Annotated in this window: 14 protein-coding genes; 5 read left to right on the forward strand and 9 right to left on the reverse strand. The window is 72.5% G+C overall.

Translation table 11 applies throughout. From position 1 onward, the window contains the following. Positions 1-30 precede the first annotated feature (30 nt). Complete coding sequence (locus tag C9992_RS14750; RefSeq protein WP_106816386.1) at positions 31-1584, forward strand: beta-N-acetylglucosaminidase domain-containing protein; 1554 nt, start codon at positions 31-33, stop codon at positions 1582-1584. A gap of 100 nt (positions 1585-1684) precedes the next feature. After that, positions 1685-3118, forward strand: coding sequence for a hypothetical protein (locus C9992_RS14755; protein WP_106816387.1), 1434 nt, complete (start codon positions 1685-1687; stop codon positions 3116-3118). Positions 3119-3149: 31 nt separating this feature from the next. On the opposite strand, the gene C9992_RS14760 is transcribed toward C9992_RS14755, so the two are convergent. The 6 genes from C9992_RS14760 to C9992_RS14785 form a co-directional block, all read right to left on the reverse strand. Beyond that, complete coding sequence (locus C9992_RS14760) at positions 3150-4583, reverse strand: HNH endonuclease signature motif containing protein (RefSeq protein ID WP_106816388.1); 1434 nt, start codon at positions 4581-4583, stop codon at positions 3150-3152. Between the two features lie 49 nt (positions 4584-4632). Then, positions 4633-5337 (reverse strand): class I SAM-dependent DNA methyltransferase, encoded by a 705-nt coding sequence (locus C9992_RS14765; protein WP_106816389.1) that lies wholly within the window; start codon positions 5335-5337, stop codon positions 4633-4635. A 1466-nt stretch (positions 5338-6803) separates the two neighbouring features. Further along, complete coding sequence (locus C9992_RS14770; protein WP_106816390.1) at positions 6804-8243, reverse strand: alpha-amylase family glycosyl hydrolase; 1440 nt, start codon at positions 8241-8243, stop codon at positions 6804-6806. Then, positions 8240-8917: a hypothetical protein gene (locus C9992_RS14775; RefSeq protein ID WP_146145339.1), complete on the reverse strand. Its 678-nt coding sequence runs from the start codon at positions 8915-8917 to the stop codon at positions 8240-8242. The genes C9992_RS14770 and C9992_RS14775 overlap by 4 nt, the downstream gene beginning before the upstream one ends. After that, on the reverse strand, positions 8914-9777 hold the full coding sequence (locus C9992_RS14780; RefSeq protein ID WP_106816392.1) for a hypothetical protein: 864 nt from the start codon (positions 9775-9777) through the stop codon (positions 8914-8916). The genes C9992_RS14775 and C9992_RS14780 overlap by 4 nt, the downstream gene beginning before the upstream one ends. Beyond that, positions 9774-11225, reverse strand: coding sequence for an FGGY family carbohydrate kinase (locus C9992_RS14785; RefSeq protein WP_160150901.1), 1452 nt, complete (start codon positions 11223-11225; stop codon positions 9774-9776). The genes C9992_RS14780 and C9992_RS14785 overlap by 4 nt, the downstream gene beginning before the upstream one ends. A gap of 84 nt (positions 11226-11309) precedes the next feature. Here C9992_RS14785 and C9992_RS14790 point away from each other — a divergent pair, with 84 nt between their 5' ends. From C9992_RS14790 to C9992_RS14800, 3 genes are read left to right on the forward strand one after another with little or no spacing between them, the layout of a single operon-like run. After that, a complete protein-coding gene (locus C9992_RS14790) occupies positions 11310-12062 on the forward strand; it encodes a DeoR/GlpR family DNA-binding transcription regulator (RefSeq protein WP_106816394.1) in 753 nt (250 codons plus the stop codon). After that, a complete protein-coding gene (gene otnK / locus C9992_RS14795) occupies positions 12059-13315 on the forward strand; it encodes a 3-oxo-tetronate kinase (protein ID WP_106816395.1) in 1257 nt (418 codons plus the stop codon). The genes C9992_RS14790 and otnK overlap by 4 nt, the downstream gene beginning before the upstream one ends. Continuing rightward, complete coding sequence (locus C9992_RS14800) at positions 13312-13914, forward strand: class II aldolase/adducin family protein (RefSeq protein WP_106816396.1); 603 nt, start codon at positions 13312-13314, stop codon at positions 13912-13914. The genes otnK and C9992_RS14800 overlap by 4 nt, the downstream gene beginning before the upstream one ends. A gap of 4 nt (positions 13915-13918) precedes the next feature. Here the strand turns inward: C9992_RS14800 and C9992_RS14805 are convergent, their stop codons facing one another. The 3 genes from C9992_RS14805 to C9992_RS14815 are packed head-to-tail and all read right to left on the reverse strand — an operon-like array spanning position 13919 to position 17297. Continuing rightward, positions 13919-14320, reverse strand: a complete 402-nt coding sequence (locus tag C9992_RS14805) for an ester cyclase (RefSeq protein WP_106816452.1) — start codon at positions 14318-14320, stop codon at positions 13919-13921. 45 nt (positions 14321-14365) lie between these two features. Beyond that, complete coding sequence (locus C9992_RS14810; RefSeq protein WP_235008253.1) at positions 14366-15724, reverse strand: D-alanyl-D-alanine carboxypeptidase family protein; 1359 nt, start codon at positions 15722-15724, stop codon at positions 14366-14368. A 37-nt stretch (positions 15725-15761) separates the two neighbouring features. Continuing rightward, positions 15762-17297 carry an FAD-dependent oxidoreductase gene (locus C9992_RS14815; RefSeq protein ID WP_106816397.1) on the reverse strand — a complete coding sequence of 512 codons (1536 nt, stop codon included), beginning with the start codon at positions 17295-17297 and terminating at the stop codon, positions 15762-15764. Between the last annotated feature and the right edge of the window lie 190 nt (positions 17298-17487).

A 17487-nucleotide genomic window follows, 5' to 3' on the forward strand; every position in this document is an offset into this window, starting at 1 on the left:
GACGGACATTCTATGTGATAACGTTCCCACGTGCTCGATGCCGACACGATCCCGCGTCCCGTGCCCGTCATCCCCCACCCGCGGCGTCTCGACCTGCAGGCAGGCCACTGGTCGCTCACGCAGCTCGAGATCACCGAACGTGTGGTCGAGGATCTGCCCGCGGAGGCCTATCGGATCGAGGTGTCGGCCGGACGCGCGCTCATCGAGGCATCCGGTCCGCGCGGCGTCCGCTATGCGCGCGGAACCCTCGACGAGCTGGCCGCAGCCCGCGACGGAGTCGTGCCATCGATGCTCATCGAGGACGCGCCGGTGCTGCGTCATCGCGGGATCATCGAGGGCTTCTACGGCGAGCCGTGGTCGCATGAGGAGCGGCTGGCCGCCGTGCGGCTGGCGGGCCGGCTCAAGCTGAACTCCTACGTGTACGCGCCCAAGGACGATCCGTGGCATCGCGAGCGATGGCGAGAGCTGTACCCCGAGGCCGAGCTGGCACGGCTGGGGGAGCTCGCGCGCGCGGGGGCCGAGGTCGGCGTCGAGGTCGTGGTGGCGCTGCACCCCGCCGGGTCGATGGTGTTCTCGGACGAGCGCGAGCACGAGCTGCTCGCGACGAAGGCGGTGCAACTGCTGGATGCCGGGATCCCCGGGATCGCGCTGCTGTTCGACGACGTGCCGCCGGAGCCGCGGCATGAGGAGGACCGTGCGCACTTCGGTGCGGACGCCGCCGCGCTGGGGACCGCCCACGCGGAGGCGGCTCGCCGGTTCGCCGAGCGCGTGGTGCGCCGGCATCGCCCCGGCGCGGATCTCCTCGTCGTGCCGACCGACTACGCCGGGACGTCCACGTCGCCGTATCGCGAGGCCTTCGCCGCAGGCCTGCCCCAGGAGGCGCTCGTGTGGTGGACGGGTCGCGACATCGTCGTCGGCGAGGTCACGCGCGATGACATCGACGCCGCCGCACAGGTGTTCGGGGACCGGCTGCTGCTGTGGGACAACTTCCCGGTGAACGACTTCGATCGCGGGCGGGCGTTCCTGGGCCCGCTGGTGGGGCGGACCTCCCATGTCGACGGGTCGGGTCTTCGCGGTGCCTGGTCGAATCCGATGGTCGAGTTCTGGCCAGGGTGCTTCGGCATCGCGGCGTTCGCCGACTGGGCCTGGAACCCCGCCGCGTACGATCCCGATCGTGCGGCCGCCGCGGCGCTGCGGGTCGTGGCCGGTCCGGATGCGGCGGCCCTCGCGCCGCTCGTGCGCACGTTGTCGTCGTGGCCCCCGTCGGCTCCCATGGATCCCCCGCTCGACCGGGCCGCCGCCGCGGCGCTGGACGGCGCGGGCGACCGGGAACTGCGCGAGCGGCTGAGCGAACTGGCGAGTCTTGCCGCCGTGGACACGACCTGGGAACCCGCTCGTTCGCTGCGGCCGTGGCTGGTCGCCGCGACCGACATGGGGGTCGCGGGGCTCGCGGCCCTCGACCTCTTGGCGGGGACGGCGTCGCGCGCCGACGTCGAGGCGGCGCTCGCTCGCGCCGAGGAGCATGACGCCAAGGTCGCGGTGGACGTCGTTCCCGCCTTCGTGCGCGAGGTGCTGCAGCGCTGACCGCCGGGCGCCGTGGTCCGGGCGATTGCGATCGCGATCGTCCCTTATGCCGGGCCGGTCTGGGCGGGTTCACTGTTCCCATGACGCAATTCGCCGCACGATGGCCGTCGGCGGCACCCGTGCTGCTGATCCCGAGGGCGGCGCGGTCGTGGCGCTGACCGCCGGGACGGCACGTGCGACGATCACGCCGCCCCTCGGCATCCCGCTGTCGGGGTTCGTGGGCAGAGGCGTCGCCAGCGACGTGCACGACCACCTGACAGCGACCGCGCTCGTGCTCGCCGACGACGGGGATGCGGGCGACACCCGGCATGCCGTGGTCGCGCTCGATCTCATCGGGCTTTACAGCGATGAGCTCGTCGCAGCGCTCAAGCACGCGGTGCACGCCGTGACCGGTATCGGCCCGGAGCGCGTGTTCTTGGCGTGCAGCCACACGCACTACGGTCCCGTGGTCGCCGAGGCCGGCGACATGCCGGGCGGCCGGCATCCGCTCACGGTGGAATACCGTCGCCACCTCGCCGCGGCGGTGGCCGAGTGTGTGCTCGCGGCCGATGACGCACGGGTCGCCGTCCGCGTCCGGGCGGGACGGGCTGATGTGCGGCTCGGTGTCAATCGCCGGCTGCCGCAGCCGGACGGATCGGTCGCGATCGCACCCAACCCCGCGGGTCATGTCGACCCCGAACTGGTGGCGGTGGCGTTCGATGCAGTGAGCGATGGGATGCCGCGTGGCAGCGCCGTCGCCACGCTCGTGTCGTACGCGTGCCATCCGTCGTCGCTGGAGAGCTCGGTGCGCAGCCTCACCGCCGACTTTCCCGGCGTGCTGCGCGATGAGCTGGAGCGGTCGTCCGGTGGGCGGGTGCTGTTCCTCCAGGGCGCGGCGGGGGACATCGATCCTCCCGACAAGCGCGCGGACTGGTCGCGTCCGCGTGAGACCGGTGTGACGTTGGCCGCGGCGGCAGGCGCACTCCTGCGGGATGCAGCCGCGGTCGCGGATGCTCCATTGCGGTCTCGGCGCGTGCGCGTGCCGCTGCCGCGGAGGGGCGCGGCATCCGTCGCGGAGGCGGAGGCCGACGTGAGCAGATGCCGGGCCGACGTCAAGAGAGGGCGAGCCGACGACACGACGGCTGGGGCCGGCGACATGCGGGCGCGGGCTGGAGCGGCTGCGGAGCCGGAGCTCGAGTCCGCGGTCTGGTGGCGGGAGCTTCACCTCGCCGAAGCCGAGGCCGTGCTCGACGCCTGGAGGGCCGGCCGGGAGCCCACCATCGAGGCCGACGTTTCGGCGCTGCGGATCGGCGACGTGGGCGTCGCGTTCGTGCCGGCGGAGCTGTTCAGTGAACTGGGCGTCGCCATCAAGCGACGGTCGCGGGCCGCGGTGACCCTCGTGGTCGGATACACGGACGGTGCGCTCTGGTATGTGCCCCCGCGGCACGCCTTCACGGAGGGCGGGTATGAGGTGGTGGACGCGTGCCGCGTCGCGCCCGGGGCAGGTGAGGCGCTCGTCGATCGCGTCGTGGAGCTGCTGAACGAGCTCTTCTAGCGCGGGCTGTTCACACGTGGACTGCACTTCATCACCCGCTTCCTCGATGGGCGAGTCGGTCGGATCGTCGCGTCGGCGACCTTCCGGCAGGTCGCCATCGTCGGGCAGCGTCCCACCAGTACGGCCCGCGGATGTGCGGGATTCCCGCGACCATCCGGATCTCCCATCCGCCGTTGTCGATCGTGCGGTGGTGGAACCAGCACAGCAGCGCGCCGTTGTCGGTGTGGGTGGGCCCTCCCCGTGAGTGCTCTTCGACGTGGTGGATCTCGCACCACTGCGGGGGCACGTGGCAGCCGGGAACGACGCAACCGCCGTCGCGGAGTGTGATCGCGCGTCGCTGATGGTGGTTGAAGACGCGCTCGAGCGTTCCCAGCGAGACGATTCGCCCGTTCTCGCCGAGCAGGACGCGCTCGATCACACCGGCGCACGCGACGTGGCGGGCCGCAGCGATCGAGATGGGCTCGTCGCGTCCGGGCAGGTGGGCGTAGCCCCGCCCGTTGATGAGATCCTCTTCGCGCACCTGCACGACGAGAGTGGGGGCCGCGCCGCCGAGCATCGGCAGATCTCCGGAGGCCGCAGCGGCCGTGAGCAGGACGGCGAGGGCGTCGTGTCGCTTCTGAGCGGCCGTACGCGGATCGGCCGCGGCCTCGATCGGGCTCTCGGCGTCGCCGCCGGGGGCGGCGTCGCTGTCGACGAAGCGCGGTCCGGGCCCAGGTGCGCCGTCGACGCGCGGATTCAGCACGCTGTCGCACGCCGTCTCGAACTGTGCCGCGACCTCGGGCAGCAGGTTGCCGCGAATGGGGATGAGCCCGTCGCGGCACCGGCCGAGCGTGACGCCGCGCTTACGCAGCGCACGTGACTCCGCCGGTTCGGCGCCGTCCTGATCGAGGTAAGCCGCCCACACGTGAGCCTGGGCGCGAAGCTCGTCCGCAGAGGCGGGCGGCGTACCGTCCGTGGCGAGCCCCGACGCGGCGGCGAGCTCTTCATCGGCCGCCAGGAGTTCCGCGCGACCGGCGCTGCAGCCGCTGAGCACGCCGGCGACGGCGATCACTCCGTCCAGCCCGACGTGACCGGCGACGAGCGCGTCGCGCATCCGTGGGAACTCAGCAGGCAGCACGTCACCGGTCGAGAGGGAGAGCCGACACCGTGTCGCCTTCGCGGCTGCCACCACGTCGGCGCTGGTGCGCGAGGACGCTCTCGTCGCCCGCTGCACGAGTTCGTTCGTGTTGCGGCACCCGTATCGCGTCGTCACCCGCTCGGGGTGGGGTGCCGCCTCGTCACGATCGAGGAGCTGTGCGACCGCCTCGATCATCACCGCCTCGGTCTGGCGACGCAGCCGTCCCGCGGCGGCCAGCACGGTCAGGACCTCGGCATCGTCGACGACTCGAAGATCGTCGCCCGCTGCCATGACCGTCTCGGCGAGCGCGTCGCCGAGCTCGGCGAGAGCATCGGCGAGGGCTTTCATGAGACCATTGTGCCGAGGGTCACCGACATTCAAAGGGCCTGATCAGCGGTCACTTCCAAACTGTGGAGAACCGGAGTTCGAGTCGTGAACAGCGCCCCTGTGGAGGAGGCGGCACCGGGCGTAACGCGCCCCGACCCCGGCGGCGTGCGCCGCCGCCCCGGGCGCTTCGATCCAGCACCGCGACCGGCGCGAGGCCCGAGTGAATCAGCGCATCGCGCACATACGGCGTGTGGTGGAGGTAGGCGACGAGGTCCACATCGTGGCCGTACGGCTTGTCGAGGCGGCGGTCGCCCGTCCCCGCCTGAAAGCCGAGCAGCACGAGACCGCCGGGGCGGACCACACGCCGGAACTCCTCGAAGATTGCGCCGAGCCGGTGGGGCGGGGTGTGGATGGTCGAGTACCAGGCCAGGACGCCGTCGAAGCGCTCATCGGCGAACGGCAGCGACGCGTTGTCGGCGGCGACCAGCTCCAGGCCGGGATGCTGCGACCGCGCCCGCGCGAGCATCCCCGGCGACAGGTCGCTCCCCGCGATGACCAGCTCGGGGTCGAGCGTCGACAGGTGGGTGATCATGCGCCCGGTGCCGCAGCCGGCGTCGAGCACCGTCGCCGGTCGCTGCGCCAGGGACTGCACGAACAGCGTCACCATGCCGAGGTCGACGGCAGCCTCGTACCGGGTGTCGCGGATCAGCTCGGCGTAGCTGCCGGCCATCTCGTCGTATGCCTCGCGAGTATGGTCTGTCGTCTGCCCCGCCACACCCGAAGCGTAACCGCCGGCGAAATTCGTCGTGACCCGCGAGCCATCACAGCCGGCGGGTTCAACGACCGGTCGGCATCCTCGGCGGGGCAGTCCTAGGCCTCACCGGCCTCGCAGTGCCGAAGCTGCGCCGGTGCTGCACCGGTGCAGCATCCATCGACCGCAGCGGCATGCTCCGCGAGCATCCGGCACTCGGCACATCGCGCCTCTTGCATGCCGCGTCGCCGGTCGGGTGCGTCGGTAGGCCGTTCGTCGGTCGGGGGCGCGGCACCGGGCAGCCCGCGCTTCCCCAGGAGGTTCGCCGTTCAAGAGGTCAACCGCGGTTCAACAGGTCAACCGCCGTCAACAGGTCAACCGCAGTTCTACAGGACGTTCGCATGCCCGGGGCTCCTGTGGAAGCCCGGTTGACCTGTCGGGCGGATGCCGCGGCCCGCGTCGACCGCTGCGGCACGCCCCGCGAGCATCCGGCCCGCGGCGAATCGCGCCTGTTGTAGGCCGCGTCGCCGGTCGGGTGCGTCCGTAGTCCGTTCGTCGGTCGGGGGCGCGGCACCGGGCAACCCGCGGTTCCAAGGAGGTTCGCCGTTCAACAGGTCAACCGCAGTTCTACAGGACGTTCGCATGCCCGGGGCTCCTGTGGAAGCCCGGTTGGCCTGTCGAGCGGATGCTGCGGTCCCGCGTCGACCGCTGCGGCACGCCCCGCGAGCATCCGGCCCGCGGCGCATCGCGCCTGTTGCATGCCGCGTCGCCGGTCGGGTGCGTCGGTAGGCCGTTCGTCGGTCGGGCGCGCTGCCGCGGGCAACCTGCGGTTCCACAGGAGGTTCGCCGTTCAACAGGTCAACCGCAGTTCAACAGGTCAACCGCAGTTCAACAGGTCAACCGCAGTTCAACAGGTCAACCGCAGTTCAACAGGTCAACCGCAGTTCAACAGGTCAACCGCAGTTCAACAGGACGTTCGCATGCCCGCGGCTCCTGTGGAGACCCGGTTGACCTGTCGAGCGGATGCCGGCGCCAGCGTCGACCGCAGTTCTACAGGACGTTCGCATGCCCGCGGCTCCTGTGGAGGCCCGGTTGACCTGTCGAGCGGATGCCGCGGCCCCGCATCGACCGCAGCGGCACCCTCCGCGAACATCCGGCCCGCGGCGCATCGCGCCTGTTGCATGCCGCGTCGCCGGTCGGGTGCGTCCGTAGGCCGTTCGTCGGTCGGGCGCGCTGCCGTGGGCAACCTGCGGTTCCACAGGAGGTTCGCCGTTCAACAGGTCAACCGCAGTTCAACAGCTCAACCGCCGTTCAACAGGTCAACCGCGGTTCTACAGGACGTTTGCATGCCCGGGGCTCCTGTGGAAGCCCGGTTGACCTGTCGAGCGGTGCCCGCCGCCCGCGCCGACAGCCGACCGCCGCCCGCCCCGCCACCCGCCGCACCGCCGGCCGCGAGCCACGCGGGGAGCCCGCGAGCGCTACCCGTCCGCTCAGGCGAGCAGGTCTACCGGCACGCCGTCGAGCGTGATCTCGAAGTCGGGGTCGTCGAACCGCACGCGAAGGACCGCCTCGTGGCCTTCCGCGCGCCACGTCAGCAGGAGCGAGGCATCGTCCGGCGCCTCCCACGAGAAGGTGCCCTCGAACACGGGATGCCGCCTCAGCTGCGCCAGCGCGAGCTGGCCGCGCGCCACGTCGGTCGCCAGCGCCGCCCGGATCTCTCCGGGCGTGTACGAATGCCGGTTGACGTCGCGCCCCTGGCCGGTCCGCGCGAACAACTCGGTGTCGTCCTGGCCGCCGAGCAGGCCCACGTAGTAGAACTGCGGTTCGCCGGGCACGAAGATCTGCACCGCCCGCGCCAGCAGCATCCGCTTCGTGTCGCGCCCCAGCACGCTGAAGAAGGTCGCGTTGATCTGGTGCGGCAGCGTCATCCACGCCGGGATCACCGACGCGACCGAGGAGTGGCCGCCGGTGGCCTCGTGCGCCCAGCGGAACACGTCGGCCATCTCATCCTGCGACAGCAGGCCAGGGCGATCGCCCGAAGGGCCGGCGTCGATGACGCCGATGCCGTCGTGCGTGTCGAGCACGGTCACGGCGTTGGCGGGACGGATGCCGAGCCACGAGACGAGCCGGTCGCTGCGGCCCGTCCCGAGAGCGTGCAGGAGCAGCGGCGGCAGCGCGAAGTCGTAGACGAGATCCACGAGGGGCGCTATCGCCTGCTGCTGCGAGTAGTGGGCGTGCACCTCGACGAGCACCCTCATGCCGCGATCGCGGATCAGCGCGGCGGCTTCCGCGACGAAGGCGAGCGTCTCGGGCGTCATGAACGAGTCGGTGCCGGGAGTCTTCACGGCATAGCCGACGGCATCCAGCCGCACGGTGCCCACGCCGCCGGCCGCCAGCGTGCCGGCGAGACGCTCGAGATAGGCGGTGCCGGCCGGGTGGGTCACGTCGATGTCGACCTGTGACGGCATGAACGTCGTCCACACGAGCCGGCGGGTGCCGTCGGCCGCGCGATAGGGCGTGAAGGGGAGGCCGGGGCGCGGGCGGTAGAACGCGGTGATGTCCGCTTCGCTCGCACCGTGCGGGAAGACGCGGTCGAACGTGAGGAACATGCCCTCGTGCGCCGACGCCGGTCCTCGGGTGAGCCAGTCCTCGAACTCGGCGGACCGGCTCGACACGTGGTTGACGATGAGATCGGCCGTCACTTCGCGGGCATCGGCGATGCGGCGGATGTCGTCCCACGAGCCGAGGCGTGGGTCGACGGCGGTGTGATCGACCGGGTCGAAACCGGTGTCGTCGCCGTCGAACGGCGTGAAGAACGGCAGCACGTGGACGCCGGAGAAGACGGCCAACTCGGCGGAGAGCAGCCGTCCGAGCCCCGGCAGGTCGCCCGCGAGACGGTCGGCGTACGTCAGCAGGGAGACGCCGCTCATCGGTCCGCGAGGCTCTCGACGAAGCGCGCGGCCCCCGACGCCGGCGACGTGAGCACCCGCGGGTCGTCTCCGGCGCCCGTCGCCATCGACGCCTGCGCGAGCACGATCACGTCGACGTCACCCGCCGCCGCGATCGCCTCCGCGATGAGCTGATCGTGACGAGCGAGATCTCCGGACGCCCGGGCCTCCGCGGCGTCGGCCACCACCCGTGCGGTGACCTCCACGTCGGACACCGACGCTGCCGACTGCACCAGGCGGCTGGTGGGGCCGAGTGTGGCCTCGAGCGTGGCGAGCACGAGGATGCGTCCGCGCCCGGCGCCGGCCCGCTCCGCGGCCTCGCGCCCGGCGCCGGCCCGCCTCGCGGCCTCGTCAGCCATGGCGGCGTCGACGCGCACGAGGGGCACGCCCACCGCGGCAGCGGCATCCGTCGCCGCCTCGCCGATCGAGGAGCAGGTGACGAGCACCGCGCCCGCGCCGGAATCCCGCAGCGCGGCGACATGCCGGCGCAGGTCGCCGGCGACGTCGTCGGTGATGCCGGCCGCGACGGCCCGCGACAGCAGGGACGGATCGGCGACGTGGACGATGTCGAGGTCGTCACGGCGCTCGGTCAGCAGGCCGTGGAACACCGGCACGAGCGCCGGAACCGTGTGCAGGACGCCGACGCGCACGCTCACGCCTCCTCCCACGGCCGTGCCGTCTCATCCACGATGTCACCGAGGATCGTCAGGCGCTCGACGGAGCGTGCGCGCAGGTCCTCGCGCACCGTGTCGCTGCCGACGACGTCGCTCCACAGCGCGCGCCCGGCCAGGAAGCCGCTCGCGCCCTCGAGGCATGCCGCGCGCACCGCGTCGGCGAAGCGGTCGCGGTCCACCCCCTGCGACAGCACCACCCAGGGGCCCGTCATGGCGGCGTTCAGCAGCGCACTCGCCTCCCGCTGCTGCTTCTCGTCGCCCGTGCCCGCCAGCGGCACCTGCGCCTTGTACAGGTCGGGGCGAAGAGTCGACAGCTCCCGAGCGGCCTCGCGGATCGCCGCATCCGCATCGAAGCCCGTCTCGCCGGGCGCCTGTCGCACGACCGGCTCGAGCACCGAGAGCACGCCGTTCTCGCGCGCCACCCGTATGAACCGCTCGGCGAGCGCGACGCGTGCCTGACGACGTTCGTCGCGGCGCCAGATGAGCAGCAGCTTCAGCGCGTCCACGCCTGCGGGGATGGCCGCGACCGCCGCCTCATCCAGATCCGTGTCCTCCACCGGCCCGCCGTCGGCCTGGTCGAGGGCGTCGACCGCGAGGATCAGCCCGGTCGAGTCGGGCACGGCGGCGCTGACACGGTCGAAGCCGTACTGCCGGTCCGCGAGGAAGCCCGACGCGTACGGGCCGAGCTCCTCGGCGACGGCGAGCTTGAAGTCGATGAGCACGTCGTCGGCGGGCCGGCCGTGGCCGGCGAGGTCGAACATGTGACGCAGGCTCTCGCGCTGGTCCATGGCGACCATCGCGAACGCTCCGGACGGGCGGGCGATGGCATCGAGGGTGGTCATGTGTCTCCTTCGAGAATGGTGTCGAGGAACCGCCGATAGGCGCGGTCGAGGTCGGGCGCCTGCGTCGGCGCAACGCGCTCGCGGGCGAGTGAGAGCCGGTCGGATGCCTCGCCGGCGCGCACGGCGGCCAGCAGCGCCGCGCCGGCGGCCACCGGCTCCGCCGTGGTGGCGCGGAACGTCGGGATCCCGGCGGCGGCCGAAAGCGGGGCCCACGCCGGGATGCGGTCGGCGAGCGAGCCGAGGACGGTCAGCTCGCGGCTGGGGGAGCCCGCGACGGCGTCGATGGTCTCGCGCATCCAGCGGGCATGGAACACCAGCCCCTGCAGCACGGCACGCGCACGCTCGCGGGGCTTCGGCGCCTCGTCGCGCACGACGACGCCGGCCGCCGGGTCGGGCACGGGGCACTGCCGGCCCGACGGGTAGGGCAGCACGGTCATGCGGCTCGTGCGCCACGACCCGGCGGGCTGGGCGCACAGGGTCGCCCGGGCGTCGTCGCCGGGGTGGGCGTGCTCCCACCATTCGAGCATCGCGCCGCACGCGCGGCTGCCGCCGAGGATGGTGATCGCCGTGCCGTCCACGGTGCGGCCGACCGAGAACCCGGCCGAGACCGCCGCCGGCATGAGCGCCGCATCCGCGGGCTCGGAGGCCGAGGCGGCGGCATCCGTCACCCTCACGACGGCTTCCGCCGTGCCCAGGGAGTCCGCCACCGCGCCGGCGGAGCGCGCGCCGCTCGCCCAGGCGCCGACGACGTGGTCGTGTCCGGCGACGAACACCGGGATGCCCGCGCCCAGTCCGAAGGCGGTCGCGGACTCCGCGGTGGTCCCTGCCGGGTCCCCCGGTGCCCGCACCTCGGGCAGTGTCGCGAGGTCGATTCCCACGGTGTCGAGGACCTCCGCGTCCCACGTCTCGCCGCGGGCTCCGGCCATCATCGTGCGGGTGGCGAGCGTGTGGTCGGTCGCTCGCGTGCCGGTCAGCGCGTGGGCGACGAGGTCCGCAACTCCCGCCCAGTGCCGCATCGCGGCGAAGACGGCGGGGTCCTCGTCCCGGAGGGCGGTGAGGCCGACGGCTGCCGGTTTGGTCGTCGCCGGAACGCCGGTGCGCGATGAAAGATCGGGATGCCGCGCCAGCAGGTCGTCGAGATGACGTCGGTCGATCGCGCGATCCCACCGGAGCAGCGAGGTCAGCGGGGCCCCGTGGGCGTCCAGCGCCGCGCCGCTCTCGGCCATCGAGGCGATGCCGACCGCGGCGATGGGGCGAGAGGCGGCAGCCGCGCAGGCCCGGGTGACGGCGGCGGCCGTGGAGATCAGCTCCACCGGGTCGCCCGGGGTCGCGGCTCTCGCCACGTGCACGACGCGGACGTCATCGGTCACGGCAGCCAGGACGGCCTTCGTCGTCGTGCTGCCGATGTCCAGTCCGAGGATCAGCGCCCCGGTCTCTGTGCGAGCCATCACCGATAGTTTGTGACATTTTGAACAGATTTGCCAAATGTGTTCGATAATCATCAGGATCGAGGGGACGCGGAGGGAGCGGCCATGCGGTACACGGGGGCGCCGGAGCGGCGCGCGGAGCTCGAGCGGCTCGTCGCCCACGGGGGCTACATCTCGTCGGCCGACGCGGCCCAGCGCCTGGGCGTCTCGGAGATGACCGTGCGTCGCGACCTGCGCCTGCTCGAGGAGGAGGGCGTGCTGCGCCGCGTCGCAGGAGGTGCGGCAGCGCACTCGGCCGGCGTGCCGTTCGAACGGCGGGATGAGGTCGGCGCCGCGCAGAAGCGAGCGATCGCCCGGGTGGCGGCGGCTGAGGCCGACGGCGCCGAGGTGGTCGCCCTGGACGCCGGCACCACCGTGGCAGCGGTCGCGCCGCTCCTGCACAACCGCACGATCGTCACGCACTCGCTCCCGGTCATCGAGACGCTCGCCCGCGACTCCGAACCGCGACTCATCGCCGCCGGCGGGCACTATCAGCCCGACACCCGCTGCTTCGCCGGGCCGATCGCTGAGGAGACCCTGCGCGGCATCCGCTGCGACATCGCGCTGCTGTCGGCGACCGCGGTCGGCCTCGACGGGCTGTGGGGCACCAATGTGCTCGACGCGGCGATCAAGCGCCTGCTCGCACGCCAGTCGTCGCGGGTCGTCCTGTTGGCCGACGCCGACAAGCTCCAGAAGACATCGGTCGTGCGCATCGCGTCCCTCGATACGGTCGATCTGCTGATCACCGACGCGAGGGCCGACTTCGGCGTGCTCTCGCGCTTCGAGGAGGCGGGCATCGCCGTGCGGGTCGCCGAATGACCGTCGAGCTCGGCGTCATCGCCGACGACATCACCGGCGCGTGCGACGTCGCCGCCGGCGTGACGGCTGCCGGCTTGGATGCGGAGGTGCGCCTCGGGGTTCCCGACCCCGCGACCGCGCCCGCTGCCGCGTGCATCATCGTCGCTCTGAAGTCGCGGACCGCCCCCGTCGAGGAGGCCGTCGGCGAGAGCGTGACAGCTGCGCGCGTCCTGCGATCGTGGGGCGCGCGGCGGCTCTACCAGAAGTACTGCTCGACGTTCGACTCGACGGATCGCGGCAACATCGGACCCGTCGCCGACGCGCTCGTCGACGAAGTGGGCGGCGCCGTCTCGTTCGGGACCCCCGCCACACCGGCCGTGGAGCGGACGATGCACCGCGGCCACCTGTTCGTCGGCGACCGGCTGCTGTCGGAGTCGTCGCTCGCGCACCACCCGCTCACACCGATGCGCGACCCCGACCTGGTGCGCGTCCTCGCACGGCAGACGCCGCATCGCGTCGGACTGGTGCCCATCGAGGCCGCGCGGTCCGGACCGGCCGCCGTGGCGGACCACCTGCGCCGTCTGCGTGACGACGGCGTCCGGCACGTCCTCGTCGACGCCGTGATGGAAGAGGATCTGGATGCCGCAGCCGCCGCGGTCGCGGCATCCGGCGATCTCGTGCTCGGGGGCGCGGCCGGATTGGCGGTCGCGCTCGCGCGCACGCTCGCGACCGGCGACCGCGTCGGCGCGCCGGCTCGGCCGGCCGGGCGCGCGCTCGTCCTCTCGGGAAGCGGCTCAGAGCGCACGCGTGCGCAGGTCGCGGCCTACCCCGGCCCGCGCTGGGTGCTCGACGTGGACGCGCTCGCCGCGAATCTGGACGGGGTGGTGGCGGCGGCCGTCGACTTCGTGCGAGGGACGGACGGCATCCCGCTGGTGTCGGCGACGGCCGAGCCGGCGGTGGTGGCGCGCGTGCAGGAGCGATGGGGTCGCGACCGCGCCGCCGCCCTGGTCGAGACCGCGCTCTCGCGGATCGCCGAGCGCGCTGTTGTCACTGCCGACGTCCGCCGTATCCTCGTGGCCGGCGGCGAGACGTCGGGTGCGGTCGCCGCGGCTCTCGGCGTGTCGACGCTTCGCGTGCGTCGCGTGGCCGCGCCGGGCGTGGCATGGACGACGGCGACCGATCCCGCCGGTCGCGCGCTGGACCTGTGCTTCAAGTCGGGCAACTTCGGCGGCCGCGACTTCTTCACCACCGCGTTCGAGGAGGAGGAGCGATGACCGCGCAACAGTTGGTGGACGCATGCCGGGCCGTGGCGGCGGCGGGCCTCTCGCCGGGCAGCTCGGGCAACGCCAGCGTGCGGATCGGTGACCGGGTCCTCATCACGCCGACGGGCTCGTCCCTGCGCCGGGTCACCGCCGGCGACGTCGTCGAGCTCGCCCTGGACGGTGCGCACGTGGCCGGACCGGCCCCGACGAAGGAATGGGCGCTGCACGTCGCGGCGTACCGGGTGCGACCGGATGCGCGCGCCGTGATCCACCTTCACTCCCGCGCCGCGACGGCGGTGTCGTGTCTCGCCTGCGCACCAGGGGCCGACCCGCTTCCGCCCTACACGCCCTACCGGCTGCGGACGCTCGGCCGCGTGCGGCTGGTGGACTATGCGGCACCGGGATCGGACGCGCTCGCGCGGGGCGTGGCGGATGCCGCCGCGGACGCCCACGTGCTGCTGCTGGCCAATCACGGCAGCGTCGTGTGCGCCCCCGACCTCGAGCGCGCCGTGGACCTGTGCGAGGAGCTGGAGGCCGCGGCCGAGCTCGCCCTCACCCTGCACGGCCGGGCCGCACGACTCCTCGATCCGACGACGGCGTGGACCGGGTGACCCGCTAGGCCTCCGTCCTGCCGAGCTGGGCCAGCAGCTCCCGGTCGGTGTCGGAGCCGGAGTACTCGACGATCCGCCCGCTCGCGAGCCGGTACATGGCGAACTCCGCGACGTTCGCGTGCCGTCGCGTGGCCGCAACGCCCCGGAAGACGCCGAGATGCGTGCCGCTTCCGCGCAGGTGCGCGGCGATGCGGTCGTCCTCGACGATGAGCTGGATGCGCCGCCACCGCCAGTCCGGAAAGCCGTGGAAGAGGTCCGCGACATCGGAGATCCAGGCATCCGCACCGCCCGGCAGGTGAGCGCGCCGTACGCCGGGATCGAGGAACGAGCGGATGGCATCCAGGTCGTGTCTGTTGGAGGCGTCGAGGTAGTCGCCGAACCACTCGCGCATCTCCCACGGCTCCACCACCTCATTATCGGCGGCGCGCGCGGGGCGGCAGCGGGCCGCGGGCTATCCCGCCCCGAGTTCGGACGGGTGGGTGAGACGCCACCACTCGGTCGGCGGGGAGATGTCTCCGTCGATCTCGAGTCGCGCGGTGGCCGTCTGCGGACCCGCCGTCCAGGTGAGGGTGCCGACCTGCTCCCCGTCCTCGTACAGTTTCGGCGTCGTCGTCTGGATCGCCACCGTGATCGGGGTGTCAGACCACGTGAAGATCGACGCGTCCTCGGCGACGACGATGCGGGCCGTGGAACCCCACGGCGTCGAGTACGAGCCCACCTCGAGGCCCTGCGCGACCACGGGCACCTCGTGGAAACCGCTGCGGACGCTGTCGAGCGTGCGCACCACGTCGGCGTTGACCGTTTCGCGGGTGGCGCCGCCGAGCACCACCCCGACGACCGTGAGCGGCTCGCCCGCCCCGACCTCGAGGGATGCCGAGTAGAGCAGGTTGTAGCTGTTCTCACCGAGGTTGCCGGTCTTGAGCCCCGTGATGCCGTCGGTGCCCAACAGCCCGTTGGTGTTGTGCATCGCGCCCGGGCCGGGCAGCGTGAGCGAGGGGGTGGCGACGATCTGAGCGATCGCGGGGTGGGCGAGGGCGAGCTTGCCGAGCGCGATGAGATCGGTCGGCGTGCTGGTGTTGCGCGAGCTGATCCCCGTGGGCTCGACGATGGTCGTGCCCGACAAGCCGTTGGCGGCGAGCCATGCTCGCGCGGCGCCGAGGAACGCGCCCTGGGAGCCGAACGCCCACGTCGAGACGGCCTCGGCGTAGTTGCTGGCGGAGGGGATGAGCATCGTGGCGAGGGCGTCGTGCAGCGACATGGTGCTGCCCGTCGGCATCGCGGCGATCGTGGCGCCCATCACGTAGTACTTGTCGTAGAGGTCGTGATCGGCCTTGTCGAAGGTGATCGTCGGGCCCGGGTCTGAGGCATCGGCGAGCGGGTGGGCGTCGAGGATGACCAGCGCAGTGATCAGCTTGCTGATGCTGGCGATGGGGCGAGGGTCGTTCGAGCCGCTCGTGGCCCAGATGCCGCTGGCGGTCGGCCCGAGGTAGGCGTCGGCGCCCGACACGCTGATCGCCGACGCTCCGCTGGAGGGGAGACTGACCGTGGCCGCGGCAGGAGCGGCCACGTGCGGCGCCGCCGACACGGCGGCGGGCGCGGCGACCGGTGCGCTCAGTGCCCAGCCGGTGTATCCGCCGACGGCACACAGGATGAGGGCGATCACCACGATCGTGATGATGAGGGCACGGCGTCGCCGTCGCCGGCGGACCGCCGGATCGATGCGGTCTGCGATGCCCGGGAACTCCTCTTCGTTCCGCATGAGCTCCGCGAACCGCGACAGTTCATCAGGCGAGTGCTGATCCGTCGTCACGGGCCTACCCTCTCATGCCGCCCGCCGGCGGAGCAGGTCAGACCGCCAGCACGGCACCGCCGTCTCGCAGCCGCTGCTGCAGGTGGTCCGTATCGGCATCCTGAACCGCATGGCCGCCTCGCGCGGCCGACGCGGCCGCCAGGCCCGCCGCATGGCCGAGCATCTGGTACTGCGGCTCCATACGCAGCGAGGAGAAGGCCACGTGGGATGCCGAGACGCAGACCGCCACCACGAGGTTCGTGCACTCCTCACGTCGCGGCACGAGCGACCCGTAGCCGATGCCGTACACCGGGACGCGAACCGACAGGTATCCCTCCGTGACCGCCATCGCGATGGGGTCCGGGTGCTCGTAGACCCAGCGCCAGGAGCGCTGCACCTCACGGATGTCGAGGTGGTACGAGCCCAGTGCCACCACGTCGGGCGGCACGGCTCCCGCGCGCAGGTCGTGCTCGGTGAGGACGGCATCCGAGAGCATGCGGCGCGCCTCGCGGACATACAGCTGATGGGGGAGATGCCCGGTGTCGGCGAACTCGTCGGCCGGAAGACCCCAGGCCTGCATGTCGCGGCGCACGCCGGCGGGCACGGCGGGATCGTTGGCGAGGAACCACAGGAAGTCCTCGGCGTGGCGCAGGTGATGCAGCCGGATCTCTTCGCGCCGGACGGGATCGGCGTCGGGGTACTCCCACGCGCTGCCGTCGAGCACGCTGAGCGAGAAGGGGCCGAGCGAGTTGCCGTCGGCCTTGCCGCCCGGAAGGTTCGGCTCCAGACCCAGGTACCGGCCGGCGGGATGGACGTCTCCGCGGCGCGCGGCGTCGGCGAAGATGCGGCGCCCGAGCTCCCAATGGGCGTCGTCGTACCCGTCCCGGCGGCGGAACGGGATGCGGTCGGGCGCCGACGACAGGCACACCCGGTACCCGAAGGACATGATGCCGCCGTCGCCCTCGCCGACCTCGGCCATCGGCTCCGGCTTGATCTGCGGCAGGAGCGGCCCCGCGTTCAGCCCGGTGTCGTCGTCGCGGAAGGGTGAGATCCACGGTGGAAGGGAATGACGACCGGGGACGACCTCCCGCCGTCCGGCGAACTGCTCCCCGTACAGCGCGCGTGACTCCCGTCCGACGGCGTACGAGACACCCGCTGCGGCCAGGAGATCGCCCTCGTAGCTCGCGTCGACGAACACCGCCGCTTCGGCCGTGGAGCCGTCTGCGAGGGTCAGCCGCGCGATCCGTCCATCGCGCACCTCGACCGCGGACAGGCGCGCGTCGGTGACGAGGAGCACTCCTGCCTCCTCGATCCAGCGCAGGAAGATCTCTTCGGCGACGTGCGGCTCGGGGCCGGCGTAATGGCCGACCGCCACGCCGTAGTGGTCGGCCACGGCCGCCCGGAACTCGGCCGCCATGCCGCCCAGCGCTCGCACGTCCCCCACGTCGGTGTAGCCCAGCCCACCACTGGTCATGCCGCCGACGTGGCGTCCCGGCTCCAGGAGCACCACCCGCGCGCCCGTGCGAGCGGCGGCCACCGCGGCGCAGACGCCGGCGGAGGTGGCCCCGTAGACGGTCACGTCCGCCGCGATCACGACGCCATCCCCGTGAGAGCCCCCGCGAGAAGCACAGGACACCGCTGTCGCGCAAGCCCGGTGACCGCGTGGCGGCCTCTCCTTAGCATCAGCACATGATCGCCCCTGACTCCGGGCGTTGTGCTGCCCGTGTGCCCGCCGCGCCCGATCCGCACCCGGGGACCGAGGACGCGGCCCGGTTGCGGGGAAC

Source organism: Microbacterium timonense, assembly GCF_900292075.1.
GTDB lineage: Bacteria > Actinomycetota > Actinomycetes > Actinomycetales > Microbacteriaceae > Microbacterium > Microbacterium timonense.

Excerpts from the sequence above, each read along its gene's own strand:
- C9992_RS14755 (WP_106816387.1), top strand. The coding sequence starts at position 1,685 with ATGGCCGTCGGCGGCACCCGTGCTGCTGATCCCGAGGGCGGCGCGGTC.
- C9992_RS14760 (WP_106816388.1), bottom strand. The coding sequence starts at position 4,583 with ATGAAAGCCCTCGCCGATGCTCTCGCCGAGCTCGGCGACGCGCTCGCC.
- C9992_RS14770 (WP_106816390.1), bottom strand. The coding sequence starts at position 8,243 with ATGAGCGGCGTCTCCCTGCTGACGTACGCCGACCGTCTCGCGGGCGAC.
- C9992_RS14780 (WP_106816392.1), bottom strand. The coding sequence starts at position 9,777 with ATGACCACCCTCGATGCCATCGCCCGCCCGTCCGGAGCGTTCGCGATG.
- C9992_RS14785 (WP_160150901.1), bottom strand. The coding sequence starts at position 11,225 with ATGGCTCGCACAGAGACCGGGGCGCTGATCCTCGGACTGGACATCGGC.
- C9992_RS14790 (WP_106816394.1), top strand. The coding sequence starts at position 11,310 with ATGCGGTACACGGGGGCGCCGGAGCGGCGCGCGGAGCTCGAGCGGCTC.
- otnK (WP_106816395.1), top strand. The coding sequence starts at position 12,059 with ATGACCGTCGAGCTCGGCGTCATCGCCGACGACATCACCGGCGCGTGC.
- C9992_RS14800 (WP_106816396.1), top strand. The coding sequence starts at position 13,312 with ATGACCGCGCAACAGTTGGTGGACGCATGCCGGGCCGTGGCGGCGGCG.